The organism is Deltaproteobacteria bacterium (assembly GCA_016875225.1).
Lineage (GTDB): Bacteria > Myxococcota_A > UBA9160 > SZUA-336 > SZUA-336 > VGRW01.
The window spans coordinates 1-26743 of the sequence record VGRW01000049.1; the positions used below are offsets into that span (position 1 = coordinate 1).

At 70.1% G+C, this 26743-nt stretch carries 20 protein-coding genes; 8 read left to right on the forward strand and 12 right to left on the reverse strand.

Annotated elements, in window-relative coordinates:
* Positions 1 to 214 precede the first annotated feature (214 nt).
* Genes FJ108_12225 through FJ108_12235 form a run of 3 tightly spaced genes read left to right on the forward strand, consistent with a single transcriptional unit; the run spans position 215 to position 4707 of the window.
* A complete protein-coding gene (locus FJ108_12225; protein MBM4336661.1) occupies positions 215 to 1855 on the forward strand; it encodes a hypothetical protein in 1641 nt (546 codons plus the stop codon).
* Positions 1845 to 3167, forward strand: coding sequence for a 4Fe-4S dicluster domain-containing protein (locus tag FJ108_12230; protein ID MBM4336662.1), 1323 nt, complete (start codon positions 1845 to 1847; stop codon positions 3165 to 3167). Before FJ108_12225 ends, FJ108_12230 begins: the two co-directional genes overlap by 11 nt.
* A complete protein-coding gene (locus FJ108_12235; protein MBM4336663.1) occupies positions 3148 to 4707 on the forward strand; it encodes a hypothetical protein in 1560 nt (519 codons plus the stop codon). Before FJ108_12230 ends, FJ108_12235 begins: the two co-directional genes overlap by 20 nt.
* A gap of 12 nt (positions 4708 to 4719) precedes the next feature.
* On the opposite strand, the gene FJ108_12240 is transcribed toward FJ108_12235, so the two are convergent.
* The 3 genes from FJ108_12240 to FJ108_12250 all read right to left on the reverse strand — a co-directional run bounded on the left by FJ108_12240 (position 4720) and on the right by FJ108_12250 (position 8661).
* Entirely contained in the window at positions 4720 to 6288 is a 1569-nt protein-coding gene (locus tag FJ108_12240) for a cytochrome C (GenBank protein MBM4336664.1), read from the reverse strand.
* Complete coding sequence (locus tag FJ108_12245) at positions 6289 to 7155, reverse strand: hypothetical protein (GenBank protein ID MBM4336665.1); 867 nt, start codon at positions 7153 to 7155, stop codon at positions 6289 to 6291.
* A gap of 84 nt (positions 7156 to 7239) precedes the next feature.
* Positions 7240 to 8661: an HAD-IB family hydrolase gene (locus tag FJ108_12250; protein MBM4336666.1), complete on the reverse strand. Its 1422-nt coding sequence runs from the start codon at positions 8659 to 8661 to the stop codon at positions 7240 to 7242.
* A 93-nt stretch (positions 8662 to 8754) separates the two neighbouring features.
* Between FJ108_12250 and FJ108_12255 the strand changes: the two genes are divergently transcribed.
* On the forward strand, positions 8755 to 11454 hold the full coding sequence (locus tag FJ108_12255) for a hypothetical protein (GenBank protein ID MBM4336667.1): 2700 nt from the start codon (positions 8755 to 8757) through the stop codon (positions 11452 to 11454).
* Positions 11455 to 11473: 19 nt separating this feature from the next.
* Here FJ108_12255 and FJ108_12260 read toward each other — a convergent pair whose 3' ends face one another.
* The 4 genes from FJ108_12260 to FJ108_12275 all read right to left on the reverse strand — a co-directional run bounded on the left by FJ108_12260 (position 11474) and on the right by FJ108_12275 (position 14402).
* A complete protein-coding gene (locus FJ108_12260) occupies positions 11474 to 12184 on the reverse strand; it encodes a PaaI family thioesterase (GenBank protein MBM4336668.1) in 711 nt (236 codons plus the stop codon).
* Positions 12185 to 12193: 9 nt separating this feature from the next.
* Entirely contained in the window at positions 12194 to 13003 is an 810-nt protein-coding gene (locus FJ108_12265; GenBank protein ID MBM4336669.1) for an NUDIX hydrolase, read from the reverse strand.
* Between the two features lie 63 nt (positions 13004 to 13066).
* Positions 13067 to 13696 carry a PEP-CTERM sorting domain-containing protein gene (locus FJ108_12270; GenBank protein MBM4336670.1) on the reverse strand — a complete coding sequence of 210 codons (630 nt, stop codon included), beginning with the start codon at positions 13694 to 13696 and terminating at the stop codon, positions 13067 to 13069.
* Positions 13697 to 13751: 55 nt separating this feature from the next.
* Entirely contained in the window at positions 13752 to 14402 is a 651-nt protein-coding gene (locus FJ108_12275) for a PEP-CTERM sorting domain-containing protein (GenBank protein ID MBM4336671.1), read from the reverse strand.
* A gap of 312 nt (positions 14403 to 14714) precedes the next feature.
* Here FJ108_12275 and FJ108_12280 point away from each other — a divergent pair, with 312 nt between their 5' ends.
* Together FJ108_12280 and FJ108_12285 are read left to right on the forward strand one after the other, a co-directional pair.
* Entirely contained in the window at positions 14715 to 16178 is a 1464-nt protein-coding gene (locus tag FJ108_12280; protein MBM4336672.1) for a helix-turn-helix domain-containing protein, read from the forward strand.
* Positions 16175 to 16840, forward strand: a complete 666-nt coding sequence (locus FJ108_12285; GenBank protein ID MBM4336673.1) for a methylated-DNA--[protein]-cysteine S-methyltransferase — start codon at positions 16175 to 16177, stop codon at positions 16838 to 16840. Before FJ108_12280 ends, FJ108_12285 begins: the two co-directional genes overlap by 4 nt.
* Positions 16841 to 19966: 3126 nt before the next feature.
* On the opposite strand, the gene FJ108_12290 is transcribed toward FJ108_12285, so the two are convergent.
* Positions 19967 to 21154, reverse strand: a complete 1188-nt coding sequence (locus FJ108_12290) for a hypothetical protein (protein ID MBM4336674.1) — start codon at positions 21152 to 21154, stop codon at positions 19967 to 19969.
* 322 nt (positions 21155 to 21476) lie between these two features.
* Here FJ108_12290 and FJ108_12295 point away from each other — a divergent pair, with 322 nt between their 5' ends.
* Both FJ108_12295 and FJ108_12300 read left to right on the forward strand, forming a co-directional pair.
* Positions 21477 to 22256, forward strand: coding sequence for a MotA/TolQ/ExbB proton channel family protein (locus FJ108_12295; GenBank protein MBM4336675.1), 780 nt, complete (start codon positions 21477 to 21479; stop codon positions 22254 to 22256).
* Positions 22234 to 22668 carry a biopolymer transporter ExbD gene (locus tag FJ108_12300; protein MBM4336676.1) on the forward strand — a complete coding sequence of 145 codons (435 nt, stop codon included), beginning with the start codon at positions 22234 to 22236 and terminating at the stop codon, positions 22666 to 22668. Before FJ108_12295 ends, FJ108_12300 begins: the two co-directional genes overlap by 23 nt.
* A gap of 12 nt (positions 22669 to 22680) precedes the next feature.
* Here FJ108_12300 and FJ108_12305 read toward each other — a convergent pair whose 3' ends face one another.
* From FJ108_12305 to FJ108_12320, 4 genes are all read right to left on the reverse strand, one after another.
* Complete coding sequence (locus tag FJ108_12305; GenBank protein MBM4336677.1) at positions 22681 to 23619, reverse strand: nitronate monooxygenase; 939 nt, start codon at positions 23617 to 23619, stop codon at positions 22681 to 22683.
* An 82-nt stretch (positions 23620 to 23701) separates the two neighbouring features.
* The gene (locus FJ108_12310; protein ID MBM4336678.1) at positions 23702 to 25150 is read right to left on the reverse strand and encodes a DUF1329 domain-containing protein; all 1449 of its coding nucleotides are present in this window, start codon (positions 25148 to 25150) and stop codon (positions 23702 to 23704) included.
* Positions 25147 to 26010, reverse strand: a complete 864-nt coding sequence (locus tag FJ108_12315; protein ID MBM4336679.1) for an anti-sigma factor — start codon at positions 26008 to 26010, stop codon at positions 25147 to 25149. Before FJ108_12315 ends, FJ108_12310 begins: the two co-directional genes overlap by 4 nt.
* Positions 26007 to 26618 carry a sigma-70 family RNA polymerase sigma factor gene (locus FJ108_12320; protein ID MBM4336680.1) on the reverse strand — a complete coding sequence of 204 codons (612 nt, stop codon included), beginning with the start codon at positions 26616 to 26618 and terminating at the stop codon, positions 26007 to 26009. The genes FJ108_12315 and FJ108_12320 overlap by 4 nt, the downstream gene beginning before the upstream one ends.
* Positions 26619 to 26743 lie beyond the last annotated feature (125 nt).

Below are 26743 nucleotides of genomic sequence, written 5' to 3' on the forward strand. Positions count from 1 at the left end.
ATGCTGATCACGAGCGGCGTCCTCCTGCGCCCGTCGACGTTCGACGAGCGTTCTGGTTTTCATCAACCAGGAGTGTACGCCGCTCTCCTTTCACCCTCGCTCATACACACTCTATGCCGCAGGACCCCGGAGCCTCGTCGTCTCGGTGCGAACGAGTGAGACGAGCGATTCGACCGGGCGCAGCGACCAGCTCATGGCAGCCGGCCGAGAGGCCATGACGACCGGCGACTTCGACGCGGCGATCCGCGTCTTCACGAAGGTCGTGTCCCTTCCGGAGAACGCGAACTCCATCGATGCGAAGGAGCTTCTGGGCGTGGCGCGCGAGCGTCGCGGCCAGCTCGCGCATGCGAAGGCCGAGTACGAGGAGTACCTGCGCTGGTACCCTGGCAGCGTTGGCGCCGCGCGCGTCCGGCAACGGCTCGACGCACTGCTCACCGCGAGCGCGAAGCCGCCCGAGAGACCCGGAGCCCGGCGCGGCGCCGTGACCAAGCCGACGGATCTCGAGATCTTCGGGAGCGCATCCACGCAGTACCGCCGGGAGAGCCTGGATGGCGGCGCGGCGGAAAGCCTCGTCAGCGACTCGTCGCTCTACTCCGACCTCAGCGTCTCGACCCGCGCCCGGAGCGAGAAGTACCTGTGGCGCGGCCTGGCGTCGGGCTCCTACCGCTTCGACTTCGTCGAGGGCATGGACCAGAACGAGACGCGCGTCAGCGCCTTCTTCCTGGACGTCGCCCAGCGCTCGGGTCCGTACTCGGCGACGTTCGGGCGACAGCCGGGCAATACCGCCGGAGTCTCGAGCCGCTTCGACGGTGTGCGGCTGAGTCGCCGTCTGGCGGAGCAGTGGCGGGTGACGGTTCGGGGCGGCTTTCCGGTCGAGATCAGCGACTCCGATCGGGTCGAGACGGGGCGCCAGCTGTACGGAATCAGCATCGATGGCGAGGATCTCGGCGGTCGAGTCGACGCGCAGCTCTTCGCGATCCAGCAGCAGGCCGATGGAATGCTCGACCGCAACGGCGTCGGCACGGAGCTACGCTACGCGGACGACCACCTGTTCATGGCGAGCTACGCGGACTACGACTTGTACTTCGGCGATCTCAACACCGCGCTGCTCAGCGCCAACTGGCAGATCCGGCCCGGGACCAGCGCGACGCTCTTCGTCGATTACCGCAACAGCCCCATCCTCACCAGCTGGAACGCGATCCAGGGCCAGGGAGTCGATCGCTTGGAGGACCTGAGCGATCTGTACTCGGACAGCGAGATCAAGCAGCTCGCGCAGGACCGCACGCCGCGCTCCACGCTGGTCAGCCTCGGCGGCTCACAGCAGCTGAGCGATCGCGTGCAGCTGGCGATCGACATCTCGGCCTCGCACCTCTCGGACACGCCGGCGTCGGGCGGCATCGATGCGATGCCGAGCACGGGCTGGGAGTTCTCCTATTACCCGCAGCTCGTCGTCTCTGGCTTGTTCGCGAGCGGCGACGTCGGCACCATCGGCGTGCGCTACTTCGACGGGAGCATTTCCGACACCTGGTCGCTGATCGTGAACGAGCGGTACCCCGTGACCTCTCGCCTTCGCGTCCTGCCGCGCCTGCGCGTCGATTGGCGGACCAACCGCGGGCGCGACGAGTTCCTTCCCGATCCGGACGACACCGACGAGGATCCGATCGGCGCTGCGCAGGCTGCCCGCGCGAGAAACGGCTCCTTCACGGTTCGGCCCTATCTCGGTCTCGAGTGGCGAGTCTGGAAGGTGACCCTCTTCGGCGACGTTGGAATGGAGTGGACCACCGGCTCGTTCGACGCCGGCGGCGAGGACGAGTACGTGTACGCGGTCTCGGGCGGGCTGCGATATGACTTCTGACTCGCCGTTCGTGCTCGCCCTGCTCTACCTGATTCCGCTCGCGCTCGCGTTCGGTGGATACGAAGCATCCCGGCGGCGGACCGAGCGACGAGGGCTCGAGACACTCGGCGCGGCGATCGCCGCAAATCTGACCGAGCCCGCTTCCCTGCACCCGGTGATCAATCCCAATCGCTGTCTCGGCTGCGGCTCGTGCGTCAAGGCCTGTCCGGAAGGGGACGTCCTGGGCCTGATTCGCGGCAAGGCCGCGCTGGTGAATCCTACGCACTGCATCGGCCACGGCGCCTGCGAGACGGCCTGCCCGTTCGACGCGATCACCCTGGTTCTCGGAACCGAGAAGCGGGGCGTGGAGATCCCGCGCATCGGTCCCGACTTCCAGACGGCGGTTCCGGGGATCTTCGTCGCCGGCGAGCTCGGCGGCATGGGGCTGGTCCGCAATGCCGTCGAGCAGGGGCGACAGGTGATCGAGTCGGTCGTCGCCACGCTCGGCGAGATCGGCCGGACCGATGCACTCGACGTGCTGATCGTCGGCGCCGGACCCGCGGGCCTGTCGGCATCGCTCGCCGCGAAGCAGAAGCGGCTCCGCTTCACCACGCTCGAGCAGGAGTCACTCGGAGGGACCGTCGCACACTACCCGCGGGGAAAGATCGTGATGACGTCCGCTTGCACGCTGCCGCTCTTCGGAACGATTCCGAGCGGGGAGATCAGCAAGGAGTCGCTGCTCGAGCTCTTTACCGAGGTCGTGCGCCGGAACGCGCTAGAGATCCGCTACCAGGAGCGAGTGGAGTCGGTCTCGATCTCGCCCGCTGGCTTCGAGGTGAAGACCTCGCGCGCCAGTCACACGGCTCGTTCGCTCGTTCTCGCGATCGGGCGCCGCGGAACACCGGCAAAGCTCGGCGTGCCCGGAGAGGAGCTGCCGCACGTGGTCTACCGCCTGGTCGACCCCGAGCAATACCGCGGCCGCAGCGTTCTCGTAGTCGGTGGCGGAGACAGCGCGCTCGAGGCGGCGCTGGGCCTGGCGGCGGAGCCAGGCACGCGCGTCGTGCTCTCCTATCGCGGAGATGCGTTCTCGCGCGCCAAGCCCGCAAATCGCGCCCGGATCGAGGCCGCGGAGGCCGAAGGCAGGCTGCAATTGCGACTCGGCTCGGCGCCCGTCGAACTCCGGCCCGGCGTCGCGCTCGTGCGGACGGGCGACGCGATCGAGCCGATCGAGTGCGACGCGGTGATCGTCTGTGCCGGAGGGCTGCTGCCCGGACCCTTCCTGCGCGCGATGGGAATCGAGACCGAGACGGTTCATGGCACGCCGATCCATTAGGAATCGGACCGCGGCGCTCGCGCTCGCGCTTGCGACGATCGCGGCGATCGCGAACGCGGATCCCGCGGACGACGCCCGCGCCGCAGCGCGAGTACGCGACTTCGCTCGGGCAGCGTCCCTCTGGACGAAACTCGCCGAAGCGGGGGATCCCGAGGCGCAGTACCAGCTCGGCTCGCTCTACCGCTCGGGACGCGGCGTGTCTCAGGATGCAGCGCAGGCGTTTCGCTGGTGGCTCGCTTCGGCCCAGGCCGGCGACGCCCGCTCCCAGTTCTGCGTGGCCGGGCTGTACCGCGACGGCTGGGGCGTTCAGCGCGACCGGAAAGAGGCTCTGCGCTGGTTTCGCGCAGCGGCGGAGCGGGGACACGTCGGCGCGAGAGAAAAGCTCGCCGAGCTCGAAGCCGCGCCTGCCGAGATCCACCGCGATCAGACGCCACCCGCCCGCGCCGCTCTGCAGCCCCGGTCGAGACCGCGCGCCGCGCCTTCGAGCGTTCCCGCCGCGCAGCGTGAAGCCGAATCGGCCGCCTGGCTGGCGAGGGCAGAGGGGAGTGAGGACTCGCTCGCAGCGGCTGCGCGCAGGGGCGAGGCGAGCGTCGCGCGCGGGCTGATCGCGCGCGACACGCCACTCGAGTCCCGCGACGACGCCGGAGACACCCCCCTGCTCGCCGCCGCACGTTACGGCCATGCCGAGATCGTCGCCTACCTCGCCGCGGCGCATGCGAACGTGGATGCGCGAGCGAACGACGGCCGCAGCGCGCTCTCACTCGCGGCCGCGGAGGGGCACGAGGCCGCCGTGAGTGCGCTGCTCGAACACGGTGCCGACGCGAACGCGACAGACACCGAGCGGCGCACGCCGCTCGCGTGGGCCGCGAGTCACGGCTCGGTCTCGACCGTGCGCCTGCTGATCGGCGCCGGCGCGAGAGTCGACGCTCCTGACCAGGACGGAGCCACGCCGCTGCTTCACGCGACCCGGGCTGGCCGCAGCGACGCCGCGCGGCAGCTTCTCGAGTCCGGCGCGAATCCGGCCGCGCAGGCCAAGGACCACGAGCCGGCGCTCTGCCTGGCGCTCCGCTCCTCGAGCTCGGAGATCGCCGTCGCGCTCCTCGACCGCGGCGCTTCGGCCGAGACCCGCTGCGCGGATGGCTCGCCGGTTCTCGCGCGAGCCGCCGCATCTGGCGACGCCGTCGCCGTGCGCGAGCTGCTGTCGCGGGGTGCATCCGCAGATTCGACCAATCCCCTCGGCAACACGGCGCTGATGCTCGCCGCAGGCCAGGGACACGTCGCGGCGGTGGAGCTGCTTCTCGAAGCGGGCGCGGACCCCGACGCGCGAGGCCAGCGTCGGATGACCGCGCTGATGCTCGCGGCGGCTTCGGGACAGCGGGCGGTCGTGGACCTGCTGGTGCAGCGCGACGTGCGCGTCGCGGCGAAGAACGAGGCCGGACTCACGGCCGCGGAGCTGGCCCGGCAGGCCGGTCACCTCGAGGTCGCGAAGCACCTGGACGACGAGGCCGAGAAGCGGGGAAGCCTGCTCGGCGTCTTCTGACCGGGATTCGGCTCAGCGCACGATCCGCACGTCGCGCCAGGACTGCTCGCCGTGGCAGCGCTCGCAGCTCGAGCCGAACGAACCGCGATGCGGGTCTTCGTCCTCGTGACAAGCCCCGCAGGAGCTCGCGAGCTTGGGGGCATCCGCGACCGGCTCGACGTGGCAGCTGTCGCAACCCAGGTCGGTGTGCGCGCCGCGGAGCGGGAACTCGGTCTGCGTCTCGTGGTCGAACTTCCAGATCTTCCAGCCGTTCGGCGTGTGGCAGAGCTCGCAGCGGGGTCCGAGGCGGCTCTCGTGGGTGTCCTGCCTCTCGTGACAAGCGGCGCAGGCCTGCTTCGTGTCTCGATACGCGGGAGTCGAGTGGCACTCCTCGCAGGCCACCACCGCGTGCAGCCCGAGCAGCGGGAAGCGCGCCAGGTCGTGCTCGAAGCGGACCGCCTGCTTCCAGCCGACTTCGCCGTGGCAGCGGCGGCAGTCGCTTCCGAGCTGCGTCCGGTGCACGTCGTCGCTGGCGTGACACGACGCGCAGCTGGTGCCGAGCTTCTGCTCGTGGACCGGCTTCGTGTGGCACGACTCGCAGCTCACTTCGCGATGTGCGCCGCGAAGCGGGAACTCCGTGCGCCGATCGTGGTCGAAATTCGCGGGCTTCCAGGCCGAAGTTCCGTGACAGCTCTCGCAGTCGGCGGGATTTCGCCCCTCGTGGACGTCGTCCCCGCGATGACACGAGAGGCAGTCCATCGCCAGCTTCTGGTCGAGCGATCCGCCCGGGTGGCAGGCGTCGCAGCTCGCAGACGCGTGCTTTCCGGTGAGCGGGAAGCGCGTCTTCCGGGCGTGATCGAAGCTCTTCGTCTTCCAGCGGCTGCTCGTGTGGCAGCTCGCGCAGTCGCGGCCGAAGCGCCCGCGATGAACGTCGTTCAGCTGATGGCAGCTCGCGCAGTCCCGGGGCGTGCCCTCGTAGCGCTCGCCCGCGTGACAGAGCGCACAGGCGACCTCGGAGTGTCGGCCCTCGAGGGGGAACTTGGTGTCGGCGTGATTGAAGCGCGCCTCGCGCCAGCGCTGCTCGCCGTGACAGCCGGCGCAGTCGCGGCCGAGCTTGCCGGCGTGGGGGTCGTCGGAGGCGTGACACCCCGCGCAGTCCGCCGGCGCGTCGCGGCGGTTCGCGCCCGACTCGTGGCAGCTCTCGCAGGCGATGCGCTCGTGGGCGCCGCGCAGCGGGTAGTCCGTCGAATCGTGCGGGAAGGAGCTCGGGTCGAGTCCGACGATGTCGGCGTCGCGTCCCTTGTGCTCGGGGTGGCAGACGCGGCACTGCGCCGCACCCACCGCTGGCGCCCGGCCGTGGAAGCCGGTCTTGGCGCGAACGTCCGCCGCGATCGCCTGGTGGTCGTGGCAGCCGAGGCAGAGCGAATCCTGCTCCGCTCGCTTGAAGGCGGTGTGGCACTTCGAGCAGTCGGACTCGAGGTCCGCGTGCGCCTTCGCGACCGGGCCCGGCATGACGAGCCGCTCGAACGTCTGCGCCCGAGCGGCTGCCGCGGCGAGCCAGAGACCCAGCGCGAAAACTGCGGTGACCCGCAGGAGCCGCACTCAGTACAGGTGGACGGCGACGACGTGGATCGCCGCCGCGAGGAAGAGGATTGCGGCGAGGGGAACGTGAAACGCGTGCCAGAGCGCGAAGACGGACTCGTAGAAGCCGAACTCCGCGACACGCCGCACCAGGGCGAGGTGGGCGCGAAGCGCACGGGAGATCGCTTCGGGGCCCGCCGGGAGCGAGGCCGCAGGGGCAGCGCGAAGCAGCGCCCTCGCACGGGCTTGAGCCGACCGGGTTCGACGCGCAAGGTCGAGCGCGCGCTTTGCTCCGGCCAGCACGCCGGCTTGCGGCGCGAGCGCGATGCGCTCGAAGTCGCGGACGCAAGCTTCTACGCCGGGCAGGCTTCGCAGCGCAGCGTGCAGCGCGCTGCGGCTCTCGTCGGCGCGTCCAGTCACGCCGCGAAGCGTCTCGCGCTGGCCGAACAGGCCCAGATGCACGCGCGAGTACGCAAAGCGCCCGATGAAGCCGCTGCCCGCAACGATCAGCATCGCCGCGAGCGCGACGGCGGCGTTCATCGAGTGGACCTCGAAGTTGGCGTGAAACAGGATCAGCGCCGGGCCGACCACGCCGAGCATCATGTGGATCTGGAACCAGTTTCGAAGCGCGCCCCAGGACCCGAGCGCCCGAACGCGCTTGCGCAGCGAGTAGAGCAGCAGAGACGCGAGCGCGACGAGCCCGATTACGCCGAGCGCGTAGCCCCCTCCGGATTCTGGAGTCAGGTACATCTCGTCGCGAACCCGGTACCCGAGCAGCAGCAGGGCAGCACAGATCGCCGTGACCGCTCGAAACAGCGGCTCGCGCTCAGGCGCCGCTTGCAGGCGCAGCTTGGACGTAGAGGCTCGAGTGGCGGGAACGGTCGTCATTGCGTCTCGTGCGCGAAGGCGCGCCCAACGCAGCGTATCGTTCGATCGGCCTCCGGCCTTGTGAGGCCGGTCACGCCGGGCCGTTCAGTCCGCCAGTGTCTCCTCGTACAGGCGGCGGATCTCGGCGATGCGCTCGTCGAGCGTCTCGCGCGTCCACCCGCGCGTCGGAATCGGCGGGTGCACGACGACCTCGATCCGGGTGGGTCGGATCACGAGCCCGTGCTTGGGCAGCGCGTCGAGCGCGTTCTTGATCACGATCGGCACGATCGGCACGCGCGCCTGCATGGCCATGTGGAAGGCGCCCTTCTTGAAGCGCGCGAGCCGCGGCGTCGGCGTGCGCGTGCCCTCGGGCGCGATCGCGAGCGACGTGCCCCGGCGCAGCGCGTCGACGGCGGGCTGGAGCGCGCGGATCGCCGAGCTGGAGTCCGCGCGGTCGATGAAGACCGTGCCGGTGAGGCTCGCGAACGTGCCCAGGAACGGCACGCGCCGCAGCTCCTGCTTCGCCACGCCCACGAAGTCGCGGCGCAGGAGCTTGCAGAGCAGGAGCACGTCGAGCGCACTCTGGTGGTTGAAGATGAAGACCGCCGGTCGGTCCGACCAGAGGTGCTGCTCGCCGTCGACGGCGAGCTCGATCCCGGCGAGCGCGGTGCCCAGGTCGCCCCACGCGGCGATCGAGAAGTCGACCAGCTCCTTCGGCCGGCCGGTCACGAACGCGAGCGGCAGACCGAGCAGGAACGCGGTCGCGCCCGAGGTGGTGGCGAGGAGCGTGCGCACGACCTCCGCGACTCCCGGTCGGCCGCGGCTCCTGAAGCGCCGCTGCGGCCAGGCGCGCCGCTCGGCGATGCGCGCGAGGCGGGCGTCGGGATTGGTGGGCCGCGGCCGTCCGACGATCTCGAACAGCGGCAGATCCTCGGCCGCGTCGCTGTAGAAGTAGCTCTGCTCCAGATCTACACCGTATCGAGACGCGAGCTCCTGCACCGCGCTGGCCTTGCCCTCACCCCAGCAGGCCGGCGAGACGTAGCGCCCGGTGAACTTTCCGTCCTCGACCTCGAGACGGGTGCAGAGCACGTGCTCGATGCCCAGATCCCGCGCGAGCGGCTCGATCTGATAGCGCGTCGCCGCGGACACGATCGCCACGGTGTGGCCGCGGCGCAGATGCGCGGTGACCAGCGCCCGCGACTCCGGGTACACCAGAGCCGCGAGCTCCGATTCGAACAGGCGCTCGCCCGTCTCGACCAGCTCCTGCTCCGGCGTCCCGCGCAGGATCCCCGAGAAGGCGGCGAGGATTCCGGAGAAGCCCACGCGCCCGCGCTGGAAGCCGACGAACGCGAGCAGGTTCTCGGAGACGTCGGACAGGCTCATCTGGCCCGAGAGCAGGCGATCGCGCCAGAACGCCATGGCCGAGAAGCCGGCCAGCAGCGTGCCGTCCACGTCGAAGAACGCCCCGACCTTCGGCCCGGACGGGCCGCGATCGATCTCCTGCGTCAGGAAGGCCCGTTCCCGCATCCGGCTGCTCCCCTGACCATCGTACCCCGGGCTCACGCAACGCCGCGAGCACTCAATCGATTTCCGCGCGACTCCGAAGAATCCCGTGGCGCGATGCGCATCACGAGACACGCAAGATCGGCGGCCATCCTGCTCGCCGCCGCCCTGTTTCTCGCCGCATGGCCGGCGTGGGCGGACGACTCCGTCTCCGCGCCGCAGGCCGAGGCCGGCGCCGAAGCGCCCGCGCGAAGCTGGAATCTGGACGACGAAGGGTCGGATGCGCCCGAGGCGTCGCAGGATCAGGATCGGATCCGGAGCCGGCTCGCGTCGCGCCCGCGACGGCTCCCGTCGCGCCCCTGGGTCGCGCCTACGCCGCCGGAGCCACCGTCGTTCGGAGAGCTCGATCGCTTCGTTCCGCCCAATGCGCGCGCGTCGCTCCGCGAGAGCTGGCAGCGCTGGTCGCCGCAGGTCGAGACCGGGCTGAAGCGCGGCTACGGCGCGCTGCCGGACGAAGCGCAGCGCAGGCTGGCCCGGATCGGCGAGTTCGCGCTCCGGCCCGCCGGTCGACGCGGTCTGCTCGCGGCGCTGGCTGCGCTCGCGGTCGCGCTGGTCGCGCTGCGCACGCTTCGCGGGCGCGGGGACCTGGTGGTGTGCATCGCCTACCCGGACGATCTCCGCGGCAGCTTCACGGTGATGATCTCGCAGCGCAAGCCTCGCACCGGACGCGCGCCGAGAAGCGAGCGCGACGCCGCGCACGGCCGCGTCTCCTCGCGCACGGAACACCATCTGGTGGCGCGGGAGACGCAGTTCCGCGGGCTCACCCCCGGGCGCTACTGGATCACCGTCGATGGCGATCTGTTCCCGGGCGCGGGCGAGGATCCGATCGAGCAGCCGTTCGAGTCGCAGCTCGTGCAGGTGCGAAGTCGCGACACGCACCGCGTGGAGTTCGACCTTCGACCGCGCTCCTGCCCGGTCGAGGTTCGGGCGGTCTGGGACCGCCAGACCCTGCGCGACTGCTCGATCGCGGCGCGCGGCCGCCCCGACACGCTTCGCCACACGCGCGGGCAGTCGGTTCGCATCGGCCTGCCCATGGGTCGCCACGTGATCGCGGTGGGCTCCGGGGACCGCGTCGCGGAGCGCGAGATCGACGTCGACGACTACTCGGCGCAGATCGTCGAGGTGGATCTCGGCGCCGCCGAGGGCGTGCTCTTCAAGGGCTGCCCGCCCGCCGTCGCGCCGTACCTGCAGGGCGACGTGCCGTCGGCCGCGCGCGCGCTCGCGCGCGAGGGTCAGGACAAGATCTCGAACCTGCTGCTGGCGCGGATGCACCTGGAGCAGGGAAACCGTTCGCGCTCGGCGGAGCACTTCGAGTATGCCGGCCACTTCCTCGAAGCGGCCCGCCTGCGCGAGGAGCTTTCGGACTGGAGCCTGGCCGCGTCGCTGTACGAGAAGGCCGGGGAGCCGGCTCGCTCCGGCGAGATGCACCGCCGCGCGGGGGATCCGGCGCGCGCCGGGCAGGCCTACGAGGCGGCCTCGGAGCTCGAGCTCGCGCTCGCCTGCTACCGCGAGGCCGGCGATGTCGAACGCATGATCGGGGTGCTCGAGCGCCGCGGCAGCCCGTTCGATGCCGCCGTGCTCGCGCGCGAGAACGGCGACCGCAGCCGCGCGATCAAGCTGCTCCAGCAGGTTCCGGCAGACGACGCCCACTACACCGAGGCGTGTTTGCTTCTCGTGGACGAGCTCGAGGGCGCGGGGCACGTCGACCTCGCCGCGCACAAGCTCCACGAGCGGCTCGAGCTCTCGGGCGCGCCGGCGGCGGCGCCGGAGCTGCGTTCGCGACTGGCCGAGCTCTGGGAGCGAAGCGGGAACCTGCCGCGGGCGCTCGACTCACTCGAGAAGCTGCGCGAGGAGGAGCCGACCTGGCCGGAGCTCTCGGCGCGGATCGAAGCGCTGCGAAAGCGGCTCTCCGCCGATCGCGTGACCGGGGCCGGAGCGGTGGCAGCGGGCGCAGCGGCGCAGGCTCCAGCCGAGAGCCGCTACGAGATCCTGGAGCAGATCGGCGCGGGCGGAATGGGCGTGGTCTTCCGCGCGCGCGATCGGCGCCTGGGCCGAGAGGTCGCGCTGAAGCGCCTGCCCGACAACCTGCGCGACCATCCGACCGCGGTGGACCTGTTCCTGCGCGAGGCGCGCGCGGCCGCAGCTCTGAACCACCCGAACATCGTGACGATCCACGACGCGGACCAGGAGAACGGCACGTTCTTCATCACCATGGAGCTGCTCGAGGGCGATCCGCTGCACGTGATCCTGCGGCGCGTCGGCCGGCTCACCGCGCGAGACTGCGCGCGGCTGGGCGTGCAGATCTGCGCGGGGCTCGCGTACGCGCACGAGCGCCGGATCGTGCACCGCGACATCAAGACGTCGAACCTGTTCTTCACGCGCGGCAAGGTGGTGAAGATCATGGATTTCGGTCTGGCCAAGATGCTCGAAGAGGTGCGCCGCGCGGCGACGGTGATCGGTGGAACGCCGTACTACATGGCGCCCGAGCAGGCCGCAGGCGGCAACATCGACGCGCGCGCGGACCTGTACGCGCTCGGCGCCACGTTCTTCGAGCTGGTGACGGGCGGCGTCCCGTACCGCGAGGGCGACGTCGTCTACCACCATCGCCACTCGCCGGTTCCCGATCCGCGCGAGCGCGTCGCGGGAATTCCCGACGGCCTCGCCGAGCTGATCCTCCGGCTTCTCGCCAAGGATCCCGCGGACCGCTGCGCGAGCGCGGACGAGGTCGCCGCGCACCTCGCCGCCTTCATCGGCTGATCCGGCAGCGCGCGAGGCGTCAGCCGCCGCGCTGCTCGTCGCGCTTGCGGCGCTCCTCGAAGAGTCCGCGGAATCGCTCCGCGCCGACCGAGATGAACAGGCCCTCCGCCTCCGCGCAGAGCGTCTCGCCCGCGAAGAGCTGCCCGCTCGTGTAGATCTTCCGGCCCTCGCTCCGCTCGCAGACGCCCTCGAAGCGCAGCTCGGTGTGGAGCGGCGTGGGGCGCCGGTAGCGGATCGTGAGCGTGCCGGTCATTCCCGGGTTTCCGGACAGCGAGTTCGCGAAGCCGAGCAGCTCGTCGAAGGCCGCGGCGATGTAGCCGCCGTGGACGCAGCCCGGGGGACCCTCGTACGCGGAGCCGAAGACGACGCTCCCGTGCACCCTGCGTCCGTCCTCGTCGCCGTGCATCGCGATCGGCGGGGCGAGCGGGTTGGAGAGCCCGATCAGCGGGCTGTGATCGAAGAAGCTGGTGACGTCCCCGGACGCCGACGCCTCCGCCCAGCCCTCGTAGCGATTCGGGCGCGGGTGGCTGGCGAGCCGCGCGGCGTAGCGTTCGAGCCCGTCGGCGGCGGCCGCGAGCTCGGCCTCGGGCGCCTCGATCTCGACCAGGCGCGAGATCACGGTGCGCATCGCCGCCGCGAGCCGGCGCTTCTCCTTCCACGCGCCGGTGACGGCCGTCTGCGAGACCTTCCAGCGCGCGGTTCGCGGATTCGGAGGGGCCGGGTCACTCATCGGTGTACCTCAGGGGAGGAACGGCTTCGCCAGCGCGGGCGGGAGCGGCGGATAGCCGGCCTCGGGCGGAATCACGAGCTCGGGCTTCCCCTCGGGGGTTCGAAGGATCCCCGGCAGCACCGTCACCACCCGGCGCGAGCGCGTGCGCGAAAGCGCGTCGGCGAGGTCGCGCGCGAGCCCGAGCAGGTTCAGGTTCATCAGCGTCGGAAAGATGATCGTGCGCCGGCCCGCCTCGCACTCGGCCAGCGCGTTCTGCGGGGTGATCCAGACCGAGTCGACCGACTCGCCGCCGTCGTGCAGAGCGAGCTGATCCGGGGGAGCGGCGACCAGGAAGAACCAGGTGTCGAAGCGCTTCGGCGCCATCGCTGGCGTGATCCAGTGCGCGTAGGGCACGAGCAGGTCGCAGGCGAGCTCGAGGTCCTCGGCAAGTGCCAGGTCGATCAAACCGGCCTCGTCGGCGTTCAATCGGTCGCGCCAACGAGCTTCGATCTCGCGCAAACGATCGGCCGTGACCAGCGAAGAGCTGCCGCGCGGGCGCGCGAGCAGAACCCCGCTCTCTTCGAAAGTCTCGCGGATCGCTCCGACGCGTACCGCGAGCGCGTCCGCGTCGAGCGCGTCGGCGCCGCTGCAGCGCGCGCGCAGTCGCGGGTCGGAGTCCCCGTCCTCGAGCTTGCCGCCGGGGAAGACCATCGCGCCGGTCGCGAAGTCGATCTGGTGATGGCGCTTCACCATGAACACTTCGAGGCCGGTCGAGCCGTCCCGGACGAGCAGAATGGTGGCGGACAGCTTCGGCGCGGGCGCGGGAGAAGGGGTCGGCATCGGCGCTCCTGGGAATTCCCGCGCCGATTCTCTCACAGACGCCCGGCTCTCACCTCGCGATGGCTAGGCGCGTCGCGAGCGAAGCAGGAGCAGGCCTGCGGCGAGCGCGACGAGGAGCGCGGTCGATGGCTCGGGCAGAGCCACGACGCTCACGTTGAATGTGTGCACCCAGTCGTGGCCCTCGACCCCCGTGAAGCCCGTGCGACCGAACGTGATGCCGCAGGTGCCGATGCCGCTCGGATAGCTGCAGGTGATGTTCACCGCCGGCGTCACGCCGAAGGGGTTCGAGTTCGCCGTCCCGCTCACCGCGCCGGTGCCGATTCCGTAGTTGATGCCACCGGTCCCCGGACCGACCGGCGTCGTCGACAGGCCCGCGCCGCTGAGCGTGGCGGAATAGGAGGTCGGGCCGAACACGATCGACGACCCGGCCCCGATCGGGTCGAACGTGGCGCCTGCGATCGAGAGGGAGATCGTGGCGATCGTCCCGGTGTTGTCGATCACGATCGAGCCACTCGCGGGCGCGAGGGCCGAAAGCTCGAAATCCCGGCTGACCGAGCAGTTCGCCGATCCGGTCGGGCAGCCGTAGTTGAGATTGCTCGCGGACAGGCCGCCCGAGATGATCTGCAGCGTCAGAGCCGATGCGCCGGTCGTCGAGAGCGCCCACAGTCCCGCAACACTCACGACCCGACGCAGCTACTTGGTTGCCATGCTTTCTTCTCCCCTTCCCAGCCTCGAGCTCAGCCAGCGATCAGATTCGTCGTCCGCGAAGTATGGCCAATCCCACGCAGCCTAGCCCGATCAGGATCGCGGCGGCCGGCTCGGGGACGGCCACCATGCCCTGGAAGCTCAGGTCGAGCTTCGCGAGAACCGTCTGACCGACCGGGATGGTCGAGAAGTCCGCATTCGTGAACGAGCCGATCGTGATTCCGTCCAGTGTCAGAGCGGTACCCCCGACGATGTCGACCGTGGCGACGAGCGGAGTGGCGCTGTTGCCGGCGAAGACGAACGGCACGGAGGGAGGGCCGGGAACCGAGCTCATCACGTCGAGCGTGGTCGATGTGAGCACCGGTGCGGCGACGATGCTGAAGTTCCCGCCGCCGTTGTTCTGTTGGAACAGATGGGTGTAGCCGACGCCAGGCGTGAGCGTCGCCGTGTGGAGCTGGATGCAGTCGTAGGAGCCGAGCATGATGTCGAGCGTCACCGTCTGCTCCGGCACGATCGAGAACTCGAAGTCGACGAGCTCGCCCGAGCCGGCGTCGTCGAACGTGGCGAAGACGCCGCCGAGCGCGAGCGGCGCGGACTCGGACAGGGTGACCGCGCCCGAGGTCAGCCGGAGCACGGCGCTGCCGCCGGTGAACGTGTAGACGACCGGGGCTGCCTGGGCCGGACCCGCAACCATCAGGGCAGTTACAGCGAGCGCGGCAAACCAGCCTCACGGAATCGACATCGGCTCCCCTCCCCAATCCGAACCTGCCACGAACACCCTGCCACGAAGACCTTGGCGTCCCATCCAACGCCAAGGGATGCGGTGGAATTGTAACAGCGGACTGGGGGCGGATGGAATCATTTTCTGCGCGAAGATCCGCGAATTCGAGAGTCTTTTCGGGGTGAGCACAGGTCTGTTGCCAGCAAGCTGCCTTGCGCCAGGCTGGCGAAGGAAGCGTCCGCGGATTGCGAGTCGGGACCAACGCGCGGTGGTAGGTTGGGCGCGATGGAGCTCGACCCGAACCGCTGCTACGACGCCATGAAGGCGCGCGACCGGCGCTTCGACGGGCGTTTTTTCGTCGGCGTCGCGACGACCGGCGTCTACTGCCGGCCGGTCTGCCCCGCTCGGCTGCCGCGGCGAAGGAACGTCCGCTTCTACGCCTGCGCCGCGGCCGCCGAACGCGCGGGCTACCGGGCCTGCCGTCGCTGTCGTCCCGAGACCGCGCCCGGAACGCCGGCGTGGCTCGGAAGCTCCGCGATCGTCGCGCGGGGGCTGCGGCTGATCGACGCCGGAGCGCTCGATTCCGGCGACGTCGATCGGCTCGCCGCCAGGCTGGGGGTGGGCGCGCGCCAGCTGCGACGGCTTTTCGCGCAGCACCTGGGCGCAGCGCCGGCCGAGATCGCGCGCGCGCGGCGCGTGCACTTCTCGCGCGCGCTGGTCGACCAGAGCGACCGGCCGATCACCGAGATCGCGTTTGCCGCCGGGTTCGCGAGCGTGCGGCAGTTCAACCACGCGTTCCGGAGCAGCTTCGGGCGCTCGCCGCGCGAGCTTCGCCGCGCGCGCGGCGGCGGCGCAGACCGCGGGGGCGAGCCGCTCGCGCTTCGCCTCGCCTACCGACCGCCGTTCGACTGGCGTCGGATCTCTGCCTTCCTCGCGGCGCGCGCGATCGCGGGCGTGGAGCGGGCGACCGAGACCGGCTACGGCCGGACGCTCACGATCGGGGGCAGCCCCGGCTGGCTCGAGGTCACGCCGGTCGCCGACGCGGCGTCGCTGCTCCTGCGCGTGACCGCGCCGCGCGGCGCGGACCTGCTCGGCGTGATCGAACGCGTGCGGCGGATCTTCGACCTCGACGCCGATCCGCTCGCGATCTCGGACGTGCTCACGCAGAGCGCCGAGCTCAGGCCCCACCTGGGCGCTCTGCGCGGACTTCGGGTTCCGGGCGCATGGGACGGCTTCGAGCTCGGCGTGCGCGCGATCCTCGGCCAGCAGGTGAGCGTGCGCGGCGCCTCGACGCTCGCCGCGCGGCTGGTGCGGAATTTCGGCAAGCCGATCGAGGGCGCGCCCGACGGGCTCTCGCACCTTTTTCCCGCCCCGGCCGAGCTGGCCGACGCCGACCTGGACGCGCTCGGCCTGCCGCGGGCGCGCGCGAACGCGATTCGCGGCCTCGCCGCGGCGATCGCGCGCGGCGAGCTCGTGCTCGACGGAGCGCGCGGGCTCGACGACGCGGTCGCGCGCCTGTCGGCGCTGCCGGGAATCGGCAGCTGGACCGCGCAGTACATCGCGATGCGCGCGCTCGGCGAGCCCGACGCGTTTCCGGCCGGCGACCTCGCGCTTCGCAAGGCGCTCGGCCGGGACGGAGTGCCGGTTCGCGCCGAAGAGGCCGAGCGCTGGGCCGAGCGCCTTCGCCCCTGGCGCTCGTACGCGGCGATGGCGCTCTGGCAGAGCCTTGCGCTGGAGGAGACGAGATGAAGCTCGAGATCGGAGCGATCGATTCGCCCCTGGGTGAGCTGCGCTTCGCGCGCTGGTCGGGGCGCGTCGCGGGCCTCGCGTTCGCGGACCGCTGGCCCGACGTGGAGCGAGCGCTGCGGCGCCGGCTCGCGCCGGTCGAGCTCGGCGCCGCGCGCTCCGCCGTCGATCTGGCCGAACGCCTGAACGGCTACTTCGACGGAGATCTCGCGGCGCTGGACGCGATCGAGATCGCGCTCTGCGGCACGCCGTTCCAGATCCGCGTCTGGACGGCGCTGCGCGCGGTGCGCGCGGGGACGACCACGTCGTACGGCGCGCTCGCGCGCGCGATCGGCGCCGCGTCCGCGACTCGCGCCGTCGGGGCGGCGAACGGCGCGAATCCGATCTGGCTGGTCGTGCCCTGTCACCGCGCGATCGGATCCGACGGGCGACTGGTCGGATACGCGGGAGGCGTCGCGCGCAAGCGCTGGCTGCTCGCGCACGAGTCGGCCCCAGCTGCGGGTCAGCGCTTGGTCCAGAACTCCGAGAAGGGGCGGCAGCCGAGCGGCCCGAACTTGGTCGCCGAGATCTTCGCGCCCGGGGGCACGGCCACGGGCTTGTCGCCCTCGAAGCGCTGGTCGATCACGCCGTCGAAGTCGGTGTCCTCGTCCTGGCGCGCGAGCTGACCGCCGGCGAAGACCTGCACCACGTCGACCAGGCGATCCCCGTTGGTGTCGGCTTCGAGCGCGACGCGCTGCCCGTCTTCGTAGACCTCGCGCTGATCGGCGACGCCCTTGCCCTTCGTGACGAGCCAGACCTCGCCGACCACGCCGTTGCTCACCACCGCGCGCGCGTCGAGCGTGCCGTTTGCGTTCGTGTCCAGGCACTGCGACGCGACCTGTCCGTTCGCATCGAGCTCGAGCAACTTGTCCGGCCGCTTGCCCTTGGGGTCGCTGACCAGCTCCTGCGCGATCGGCCGGCCGTCGGCGCCGAAGATCGTCAGCACGTCGGGCCGTCCGAGCCCCCTGGTGTCCTGACCCTGTCGCACGACGCTGCCGCTCTCGAGGTAGGTCCAGACGTCGATCTTGCAGTCGGCGTTCGTGTCCTTGCTCTCGGAAACGACGTTGCCGGCCGCGTCGTAGGTCTGCGTGAGCTCGACGCAGCCCTTGCCCGCGCTCATCTGCTCCAGCTTCACGGGCCTTCCGTCGCGAAGCGAGATCGTCACGTCGGGGCTGCCGTCGAAGTCCTTGTCCTCTTTCCTCTGGACGACGTTTCCGCCCGCGTCGACGGTGAGCCAGGTGTCGATCCGGCCGTCGCCGTTCGAGTCGGCTTCCTGCACCTGCGAGCCCGACGATCCGGCGCTCGAGCGCCGGTCCACGACTCCGTCGAAGTTCGAGTCCTCTTCCTGGCGCACGACCTTGTCGCCCTCGAACCAGACGAAGACGTCCGCTCTGCCGTCGCCGTTCGAGTCCTTCTCGGTGCGCGCGACCGCGCCCTTCTCGAGAAACGAGACGGTCTCGAGGCGGCCGTCGCCGTCGGTGTCGGCTTCGCTGCGCAGCGGGCTCCCGTCGGGCCCGAAGGACGTCAGCACGTCCGGCTTGCCGTCGTGGTTGGTGTCCTCGCTCTGCGAGACCTTGAGCCCGTCCCGGAACTCGATCACCACGTCGGGCTTGCCGTCGCCGTCGGTGTCGGCCTCGGAGTGCGCGGGCTTGCCGGCGTCGTAGGACACGATCAGCTCGTAGCGGCCGTCGAAGTCGCGATCCTGCTCCTCGCGGCCGATCTCGCCAGCTGAGTAGAGCTTCACGACGTCGGGCCTTCCGTCCGCGTTCGTGTCGATCTCTTCGCGCTGCGGCTTTCCGTCGCCGTCGAGCGTGACCCAGAGATCGATGCTGCCGTCGCCGTTCGAGTCGCGCTGCTGCTTGGATTCCTTGCCGGCCTCGAACTCGATCACCGAGTCGAACTTGCCCGTGCCGCGCGTGTCCTGCTCCTGGCGCACCGGTACGCCGTCCGCGAAGACGGTCACGATGTCGAAGCGCCCGGTGCCCTTGCTGTCGCGCTCTTCACGCAGCTTCTGGCCGCTCGCGAACTCGACACGCAGATCCAGCTTCCCGTCGCCGTCGGTGTCGCGCTCTTCGCGAACCACGCTGCCGTCGGCCGCGAGTTCGCCGCGCACCTCCGGCTTGCCGTCGCGGTTCGCGTCCTCGCTGAAGCGCGCGGGCTTGCCGTCGGCGAACTCCACCACGCGGTCGGGCTCGCCGTCGAAGTCCTTGTCCTCTTCGAGCCGGAGCGTGGCGCCGGACGGATCGTTCGTGCGCCAGCTGTCGGCCTTGCCGTCGGCATTGCCGTCCCGGAGCACGCGAAGCTCCTTGCCGCTGGCGGGATCGAGCACCACCCAGGTGTCGATCCGGCCGTCGTGGTCCTGGTCCTGCTCCTGCTTCTCCAGGCGCTTGTCGGGGTCGAAGAAGTTCCAGAGATCGATCACGCCGTCGCCGTTCTCATCGAGCTCGACGCGCGCGAGCCGGCCCTCGCCGTACACCTCGATGCGCTCCGGCGCGCCGTCGGCGTTTGCATCGATCGTGCGCTTCTCCATCTGTCCGAGTTTGGAAGTCGCGACGTTCTCGAAGCGACCGTCGTGGTCGTCGTCGAGCTCTTCGCGGGTGACCTTTCCCTCCTCGTCGAACTCGTAGCGGGCGTCGGCTCGGCCGTCGCCGTCGCGATCCTCCTGCTGGCGCAGCTTGCGGCCGTCGACGAACTCGATCGTCGTGTCCGGCTTCCCGTCGCGATTGGTGTCGGCGACGCTCTTGGTCGGCTGATCGCCCGCGTAATCGGTCGCGAGATCCAGCGTCCCGTCGCCGTCGCCGTCCTGCTCCTCGCGGGTCTTCACGCCGGCCTGGAACGTGCGCACCGCCTGCGGACGCTCCGAGCCGGGGGCGAAGATCTCCTCGCGGATCTTCTCGCCGTTCGAGTCGAAGCTCGCGACCAGCTCGGGCTTGCCGTCGCCGTCCAGGTCGCGCGTCTGGCGCGCCTCCTTGCCGGTCTCGTAGCTCGAGACCGTGTCGAAGCTGCCGTTGCCGTCGGTGTCGGCTTCGCGCCGAGAGATCTGCTCCGCCTTGTAGCTCGTGACCACGTCGGGCTGCCCGTCGCCGTTCGTGTCCTCTTCGACGCGCGCCTTCACGCCCTTCTCGTAGCGGATCGTCACGTCGAAGCGGCCGTCGGAGTCGGTGTCCTGGACCTCCACGCTCTTCGATCCGTCGGGGTTGAACTCTCCGCGCACGTCGACCTTGCCGTCGGCGTTGGCGTCCTCCTCGACGCGCGCGGGCTTTCCGTCCTGATAGGTCACCCAGCGGTCGATCCGGCCATCGCCGTTCGCGTCCTCCTCGGAGCGCGTGCGCACGCCGCCCTCGAACCAGACCACGGACTCCGGCTCGCCGTCGCCGTTCTTGTCGTCGCGCTGGACCTTGGGCTGGTCGTTCTCGAGCTGGATCCACTGGTCGCGCTTGCCGTCGAAGTTCGTGTCGCGCTCCTGCGCGATCGGCTTGCCGGAGACGTCGAACGTGACCCAGAGGTCGATCTTGCCGTCGTAGTTGGTGTCGCTCTCGGCGCGCTCCGAGACGTCGTTCTTGTAGAAGACCGTCTCGTCGAAAATGCCGTCGCCGTTCGTGTCGGTCTTGCGCCGCGCCAGCCGCTCCTGATCGTCGTACTCGAGCACCACCTTCTGCTTGGGCTGCTGCGCGTGTGCGCGGGCGGGTGCGAACAGGGCGAGCGCGGCGCTCGCGAGCAGGAATGCGCGGGTCGGAAAGCGCCTCATCCAGTCAGTTTACGGCGGGCACGCTGAAGGTGCCGACCAGCGTCCGCCGCGCGAGACAGCGCACGCGCTCCGGCATGGCGGCGAACGGCGCCGCCGAGCGAAGCGCGTCGACCGCGGTCTGGCCGAGCCCGGAGTCGCTCGCGTTCACGAGCTCGGTCTTCATCACGGAGCCGCTCGCGTCGAGCACGAAGCGCAGCTGCACCTTCTGGTTCACCGGCACGTCCGAGGGAACGACCCAGCGCGCGTACATCCTCTGGCGCACCTGCTCCTGGTACTGGAGGACCTCGGGGCGCGACAGGCAATCGCTGATGTCGCCGCCCCCGGTCCCGTTGCCTCCCTCCCCGCGCAGGAAGCCTTCGCCCACGCGGGTCGAGACGTTCGCGAGCGGCGCGCCATCGGGCGAGCCGAGCACGTCGCGGTTGCTCGCGATTCCCTCGCGGACGGATGAGCCGCTGCCGATGTCGACCGCGGTTCCGGTGCCGATCGTGTCGCCGGCTGCGGCAATCTGCCGCGGGCCGACGGAAGGCCCGGCGGGGAGCGCCGCGTTTGCGGGGCCGCGAAGAGCGGGCGCGGCCGACGTGCCGAGATCCACCTTCGCGGTCTGCGCCACGGCGACGGAGTTCACGGCCGTCACACGCTCCGCGACCACGGTCGCCTGCGAGATGTTCTTCGGCGCGACCACCGCGGCGACCTGGTTCATCTCGAGCTTCTGCGCATCCAGCTGCGGCGAGGCCTGGGCGACCACCGTCGGGTTCACGATCTGCGGCGCCACGGCCTGGGCCTGGGGCGCGAAGTCCATCGAGCGCCGCTCCGCAAGCGCCTTCGGCGCGGGCGCAGGCTCGAGCGCGGGCTCGGGCACAGGCACGGGCTCCGGCGCCGGCTCCTCGCGTTTGGCGATGGGCTTCGGCTCTTCCTTGATCAGCTGCACCGGGAGGATCTCCTCGCGGATCGCGGGCGTCATCCACGCCAGCCAGAGCAGAAGGCCGAGGATCCCCGCGTGGAGCAGCGCCGAGAGCGTGCCGGATTTCAGCGTCTCGGCGCGGTGGCTCTCGCCGCCGACATGGATGCCCGGGAACGGCTCCCTGGCTACGGCCGCGCCGCCTGCGCCAGCGCGAAATGCCACACCGACCCTGCGGGCCTGAAGCGGCGTCTTTCGCGCTCGATGGCGGATGCCGAGGAGCTGGGTGCTCATGCCTTGCGCGGACCCCCTGGCTGGGTGGCAGCACCACCTCTCGAAGTGTCGCGGCCACTCACGGACTTTTTGCGACTGCCTTGCGGACTCATGCGTCGGCAGATCGGAGCCGATGCCTCATCGGTAGTCGCCTCGAATGGCTCAAACGCTGAAGCTGCCCTTCCGACGCAGCCCTGCGCGGACGCATTCGGCGGCGACGCTGGACTTTCGAATCGCGATCGCATGCTAAGGATGTTCCCACCGAGCGTCAACGCAGCCAACAGACCCTGCGATCGACCTCGCGATCGGATAGCTTGACGCGCTCGCGGAGACCAACCGCGCAATCAATCAGAGAGGGCCGACCTTGGATCCAGTAACCGAGACCGCAGTGAACGTGGCGACGCAGGCCGCCGGCGCCGGCGAGATCGCGAGCACGTTCGACACCGCGACGATTCTCCACCTGCTCTGGATCGGCCGACTCACCGTCGTTCCGCTCGCGCTGTGCTCGGTGATCGGGCTCGCCGTGATCATCCAGCAGCTGGTGCGCTACGCCGGCATCGACCGCCGCAGCCGCGACCTGACGCGCGGCGTGGTCGACGCGCTGGTCAAGCACGATCTGGTCACGGCGCGGTCGCTGTGCGAGTCGGCGAAGACGCCGCTGGCGGGAATCTTCCTGGAGGGCCTGCGCTGGCGGAACATCGCGCTCGAGGACTTGAACAGCGTGCTGGCCACCTCGCGAAGCGAGGCCATCACCGAGCTGCGCCGCGGGCTTTGGATCCTGGGCACGATCGGATCGCTCGCGCCCTTCATCGGCCTGTTCGGGACCGTCTGGGGCATCTTGAAGGCGTTCCACGACATGTCGGTGCAGGGCTCGGGCGGCTTCGCGGTCGTCGCGGCCGGAATCTCCGAAGCTCTGGTCGCGACCGCGGTCGGTCTGCTGGTCGCGATCCTGGCGCTGGCCGCGTTCAACTACCTGCAGGTGCGCGCGGGCGCGATCGCCGGGGTCTTCGCGCGCTCCTGCGAGCGGCTGATCCAGGCGCTGCTCTACGTCGAGTCGGCGAGCCCCGCGTACGCCGAGGAGAAGTCCGAGGAGGTGCGCCATGGCCGCCCGCTCCCTGCCTAGCGGAGACGATGCCGACGGCGACGGAATCGTCGCCGAGATCAACATCACCCCGCTCACGGACATCTTCCTCGTCCTGCTGATCATCTTCATGGTCACCACGAGCGTGGTCTCGAACCAGGGCAAGGAAGTCGACCTGCCCAGCTCCGCGGTGGCGTCCACGACACCCTCCGGTGTCAGCGTCACGGTCACCGCGGTGGGAGGCATCGAGGTCGACGGCGTCGAGGTCGCGGAAGCGAACCTTCCCTCGGTGCTGAAGGCCGCGCTCGACAAGGCGCGGGAGAAGATCGTGATCCTGCGCGGGGACAAGAAGGTGCTGCTCGGCCAGGCCGTGAACATCCTCGACATCGCGCAGGAGGCCGGCGCGCAGGGAATTGCGCTGGCGACCAAGCCGCCCGCGCCGGGCGAGTCGTAGAAGCGGTCTCGTCTAGGCCGAGACGAGCCCGCCGAGCCGCTCGGCCACCTCGCCGAACTCGCGCATCGTCTCGCGCAGGATCTCGGCGACCGGCCGGACGGATTCGATCCTTCCCGCCACCTGGCCCGCGAGCGCGATCGAGGCCTCCATGTCGCCGCCGAAGTAGAGCTCCAGCACGCGGCCGAGCTCGGTCAGCTCGACCTTCTCGAGGCGCTCGAGCTTCTCGCTGTGCTGCGTCCGCAGCGCGCGGAGTCCCGGCCGATGGTGTCGGTTCAGGAACACCGTGTCGGTCTCCGCGGCGTCGCAGATCGCCCGCTTGAAGTTCGCGTGCACCGGCGACTCCGCCGCCGAGACCATGACCGTGCCCATCTGCACGCCCTCGGCGCCGAGCGCGAACGCTGCGGCCATCGAGCGGCCGTCGCAAATTCCCCCGGCGGCGATCACGGGCACGCCGACGCGAGAGCAGACCAGCGGCAGCAGCACCATCGTGGCGACGTCGCGCGGGTTCTTGAATCCTCCGCCCTCGCCGCCCTCGACCACCAGACCGTCCACTCCGGCCTCGACCGCCTTCGCCGCGGCGCGAAGCGTGGGCACGACGTGGAACACGGTGAGCCCCGCGCTCTTCAGCTGCGCGGTGAGCTTCGACGGGTCTCCTGCCGAGGTGGTGACGAAGCGCACGCCCTGAGCCACGACGAAGTCCACGATCTTCGGATCGCGGACGAAGAGCTGCGCGATGTTCACTCCGAACGGCTTGTCGGTGAGGTCGCGCATCTTGCGGATCTCTTCGCGAACCGCGTCGAGCTCGCCGGAGGACGTCTCGATGATGCCCATCCCGCCGGCATTCGAGACCGCCGAGGCCAGCTCGGCGCGCGCGATCCAGCCCATCGGCGCCTGCACGATCGGGATCTCGACGCCGAGAAGCTCGGTCACGCGGTTCCGGATCCGCTTCATGCTCCACTCCTCGCGCGGCTCGAGACACGAAGGCCCCGGATCTCGCGATCCGGGGCCCCGTATTGCCCGCGTTCGAGCCGCTCTAGCGGCCCTTGTTCAGGCGCCCGATGTCGATGTAGCGCCGGATCTTGCCCTTGCTCGACAGCGGCGCTCCCGTGCTGTTCCAGAACTCGATCCGGTTTCCGGTGCCCGTCTGCACGTTCACGATGATGTCGCTGATCACGCGCAGGTCCTTCGGCTCCTTCACGCCCTCCCAGCCGGGATACCAGACGCCGTCGGAGGCCTTCGGATCCTTGTTCTTCACGCCGTCCCAGTCCTCGCTCCAGCGGTGGTTGTGCCAGATGATCTTCCACAGCTCCTTCTTGCGGTCGTACGCGAAGCTGTAGATCGGCTCGTAGGTCTGCTTGTCGATGAAGATGTCCTTGTGGTGGTACGGGTGGTCCTCGTTTCGCGGATCGAAGCGGACGATCCAGGCGTTGCGGACCTCCCAGCGGTCGCTCGCGAACGAGAAGCCGTAGGGGCCGAAGTTGTACGAGTCGGTGTACGGGTAGGCCATCGACTTGGTGTTCATCGGCGCGATCACCGTCTGCTCGCCGACGCACTTCCACTCGTACTGCGGAGGAATGCCCGAGAAGCTGCGCAGGTCGTCCATCGTGAAGTCGGTGCCCTGCACCGAGTCGGTGCGCTGCGCCGACGAGATGCGCCGCACGCGGCGAAGATCCGGTACGTACACCCAGGTGTCGTCGTTCTTCGCCTGCTTCAGCGGGCCGTCCGCCGACTTGTAGCGGTAGGTGAGGACCAGGATGCCGCGCGCGTCGAACGGCGCCTCGACCTCGATCCCGAACACGTTCAAGCGCTTCTCGTTGGGGAAGATGTCGCCCTTGTTTCCGTCGAGGTACTCGGGCTCGACCCGATTGGAGAGCGAGATCGCGCGCGCCGTGCCCTCGTAGTACAGCGGCAGCTGCTCGCCGCGATCCCAGTAGGTGTACGACCAGGTCGAATCGCTGCCGTCCCCGTTCCATGCCTTGTTGAAGTTCCAGATGATCTTCGCGGCGGCCTGCGGATCGCCCTTGCAGTCGATCGCGGCGGTATCGAAAGGCCGGCCGGCCACGAAGCCGTCCATCGCGCCGTCCGCGACGATCTTGGTCTGGCCCTTGAACTTCTCGCTGGCGGCCTTGAAGGCGTCGGCTTCGCTGTAGTCGCGCAGCGCGGGGCCGACCTCGAGCTGCATGCCCTCGTAGAAGAAGAACTCGCGGTTCTCCCAGAACTGCGCGGGCAGGAAGTCCTTCAGCTTCTCGAGCTGGTCGAAGGTGATCGTGTCACCTTCCTTGAAGGGCAGGTTCGGGAGCACGTCCTCGGAACCCTGTTCCGCGGCGAACGCGGTCGCCGAGACGGCTAGACAGAGCAGAATCGCTAGTTTGCGCATGAGTTCTCCCTGCGGGGCTGGCTGTGGCGTTGCGTGATACGGGTTTCGATTCGTGGCTGGATGCAGTCGCTGTGGGGATTTTCCGGGTTGGGACTCCGCACTCATGAACCCGCGAGCACCAGCGGTCCGGTGGGCCGAGGCGCTCCGCCGGCTGGCTCGAGCGTCACGGCCACCGTGACTGGACCGTCCAGGTCCTGCAAACGGGCGCTATCGTACTTGGCCTCTCCGGAGCTGTCAGATCGGAACAGGCCGGCGCTCTGCGGCTGCTCGCCGACGATCACCCAGAGCTGGTAGGTGCGGCCGTCGGGCACGGGCGGCAGATCGTAGGCGTACAGGATCAGCCGGCCGCTCGCGGGCTCGAGGTACGCCTTGGCCTGCGCGCGGCGGAATTCGCCCTGCCCCGCGAGCGCGAGGCTGCGCGCGAGCGGCGCCTCGATCGCCGCGACGATGCGCGAAAGCCCGCGAAGCCGCGTTTCGAGCGCGACACGCTGCGAGCGCTCGCGCTCCGCCTCGCGAACCAGCGCCCACGAGATGCTCTCCTCGTAGGCGAGCAGATCCTCGAGCTCCGCGCTGCGCTCGCGCTCGCGCGCGAGTCGGGCACCGAGCAGAGCCGAGGCTCCCGTCGATCCCAGGACGAGCACGATCGCCGCGGCGGCCAGCCAGCGGGCGCGCCACTGCTGGACCGGACGCCGCAGCTTGCGACCGCGCGGAGGAGCGAGGACGAGGAATCGGTCCGCTTCGCCGCGAACCCGCGCCAGCAGCCCTTCGCGGACGGTCGACGCTGGCGGAGCGGGCGCGGTCGCGAGCAGGAGTTCGGAGGCCACGTCGAGGTTCGCGCGCAGAACGGCCTGGCACTCCGCGCAGCCGTCGGCGAGGTGCTGCTCGAGGCGAGCGCGCTCCTCGTCGGCCAGCCCCCCGATGGCGTAGAGCTCAGCGATCTCCAGGAGCTCGGCGTGCTCGCTCATCGTCTCTCTCCGCCTCCGGTATCCGGATTGGGCAATGCGAAACGCAGCCGGACCAATCCGCGGCGGATCCGGCTCTTCACCGTTCCGAGCGCCGCGCCGGTGCACTGAGCGATCTCGCCGTGGGACAGGCCGTGGAAGAACGCGAGCTCGATCGCCGCGCGCTGTTCGTCGGGAAGGGCCGCGAGCACGGCCCTGACCTCTTTCTGTCGCTCGATCAGAAAGACCTCCCCGGCCTGGTCGCTCTGCGATTCGAGCGACGCCAGCTCGTGAAGGCCCGCGCGCGGGAGCTCGCGTTCGCGCGAGCGAAGCCGATCGAGACAGCGAAAGCGCGTGACCGAGAAGAGCCAGGTCGAGAAGCGCCCGCGCAGCGGGTCGTAGCGGAGCTCGGACTTCCAGAGCTGCCAGAACACGTCCTGCACGACTTCCTCCGCCTCCTCACGGCTGGCCAGCATGCGCAGCGAAATTCCCATCACGTAGGCCGAGTAGCGCGCGTAGAGCGCCTCGAGCGCGACCGCCTCGCGCTCGGCCAGCCGGCGCAGGAGCTCGCCGTCCGTCGCCATCGCACCGGACGTCGTCGGCGCGCCGTCTTCCGGGGGCACGCGCCTCAATCACGTCCTCCTGGCTCTGATACGCCCACGGCTCCGGTTCGGATTCGCGTTCTCGCCCGCGGGCGCGTGTGGCGACGAGCCCCCCCAGTATGCGACAAGGCTGCACGAGGAGGCGCAACGCCCCC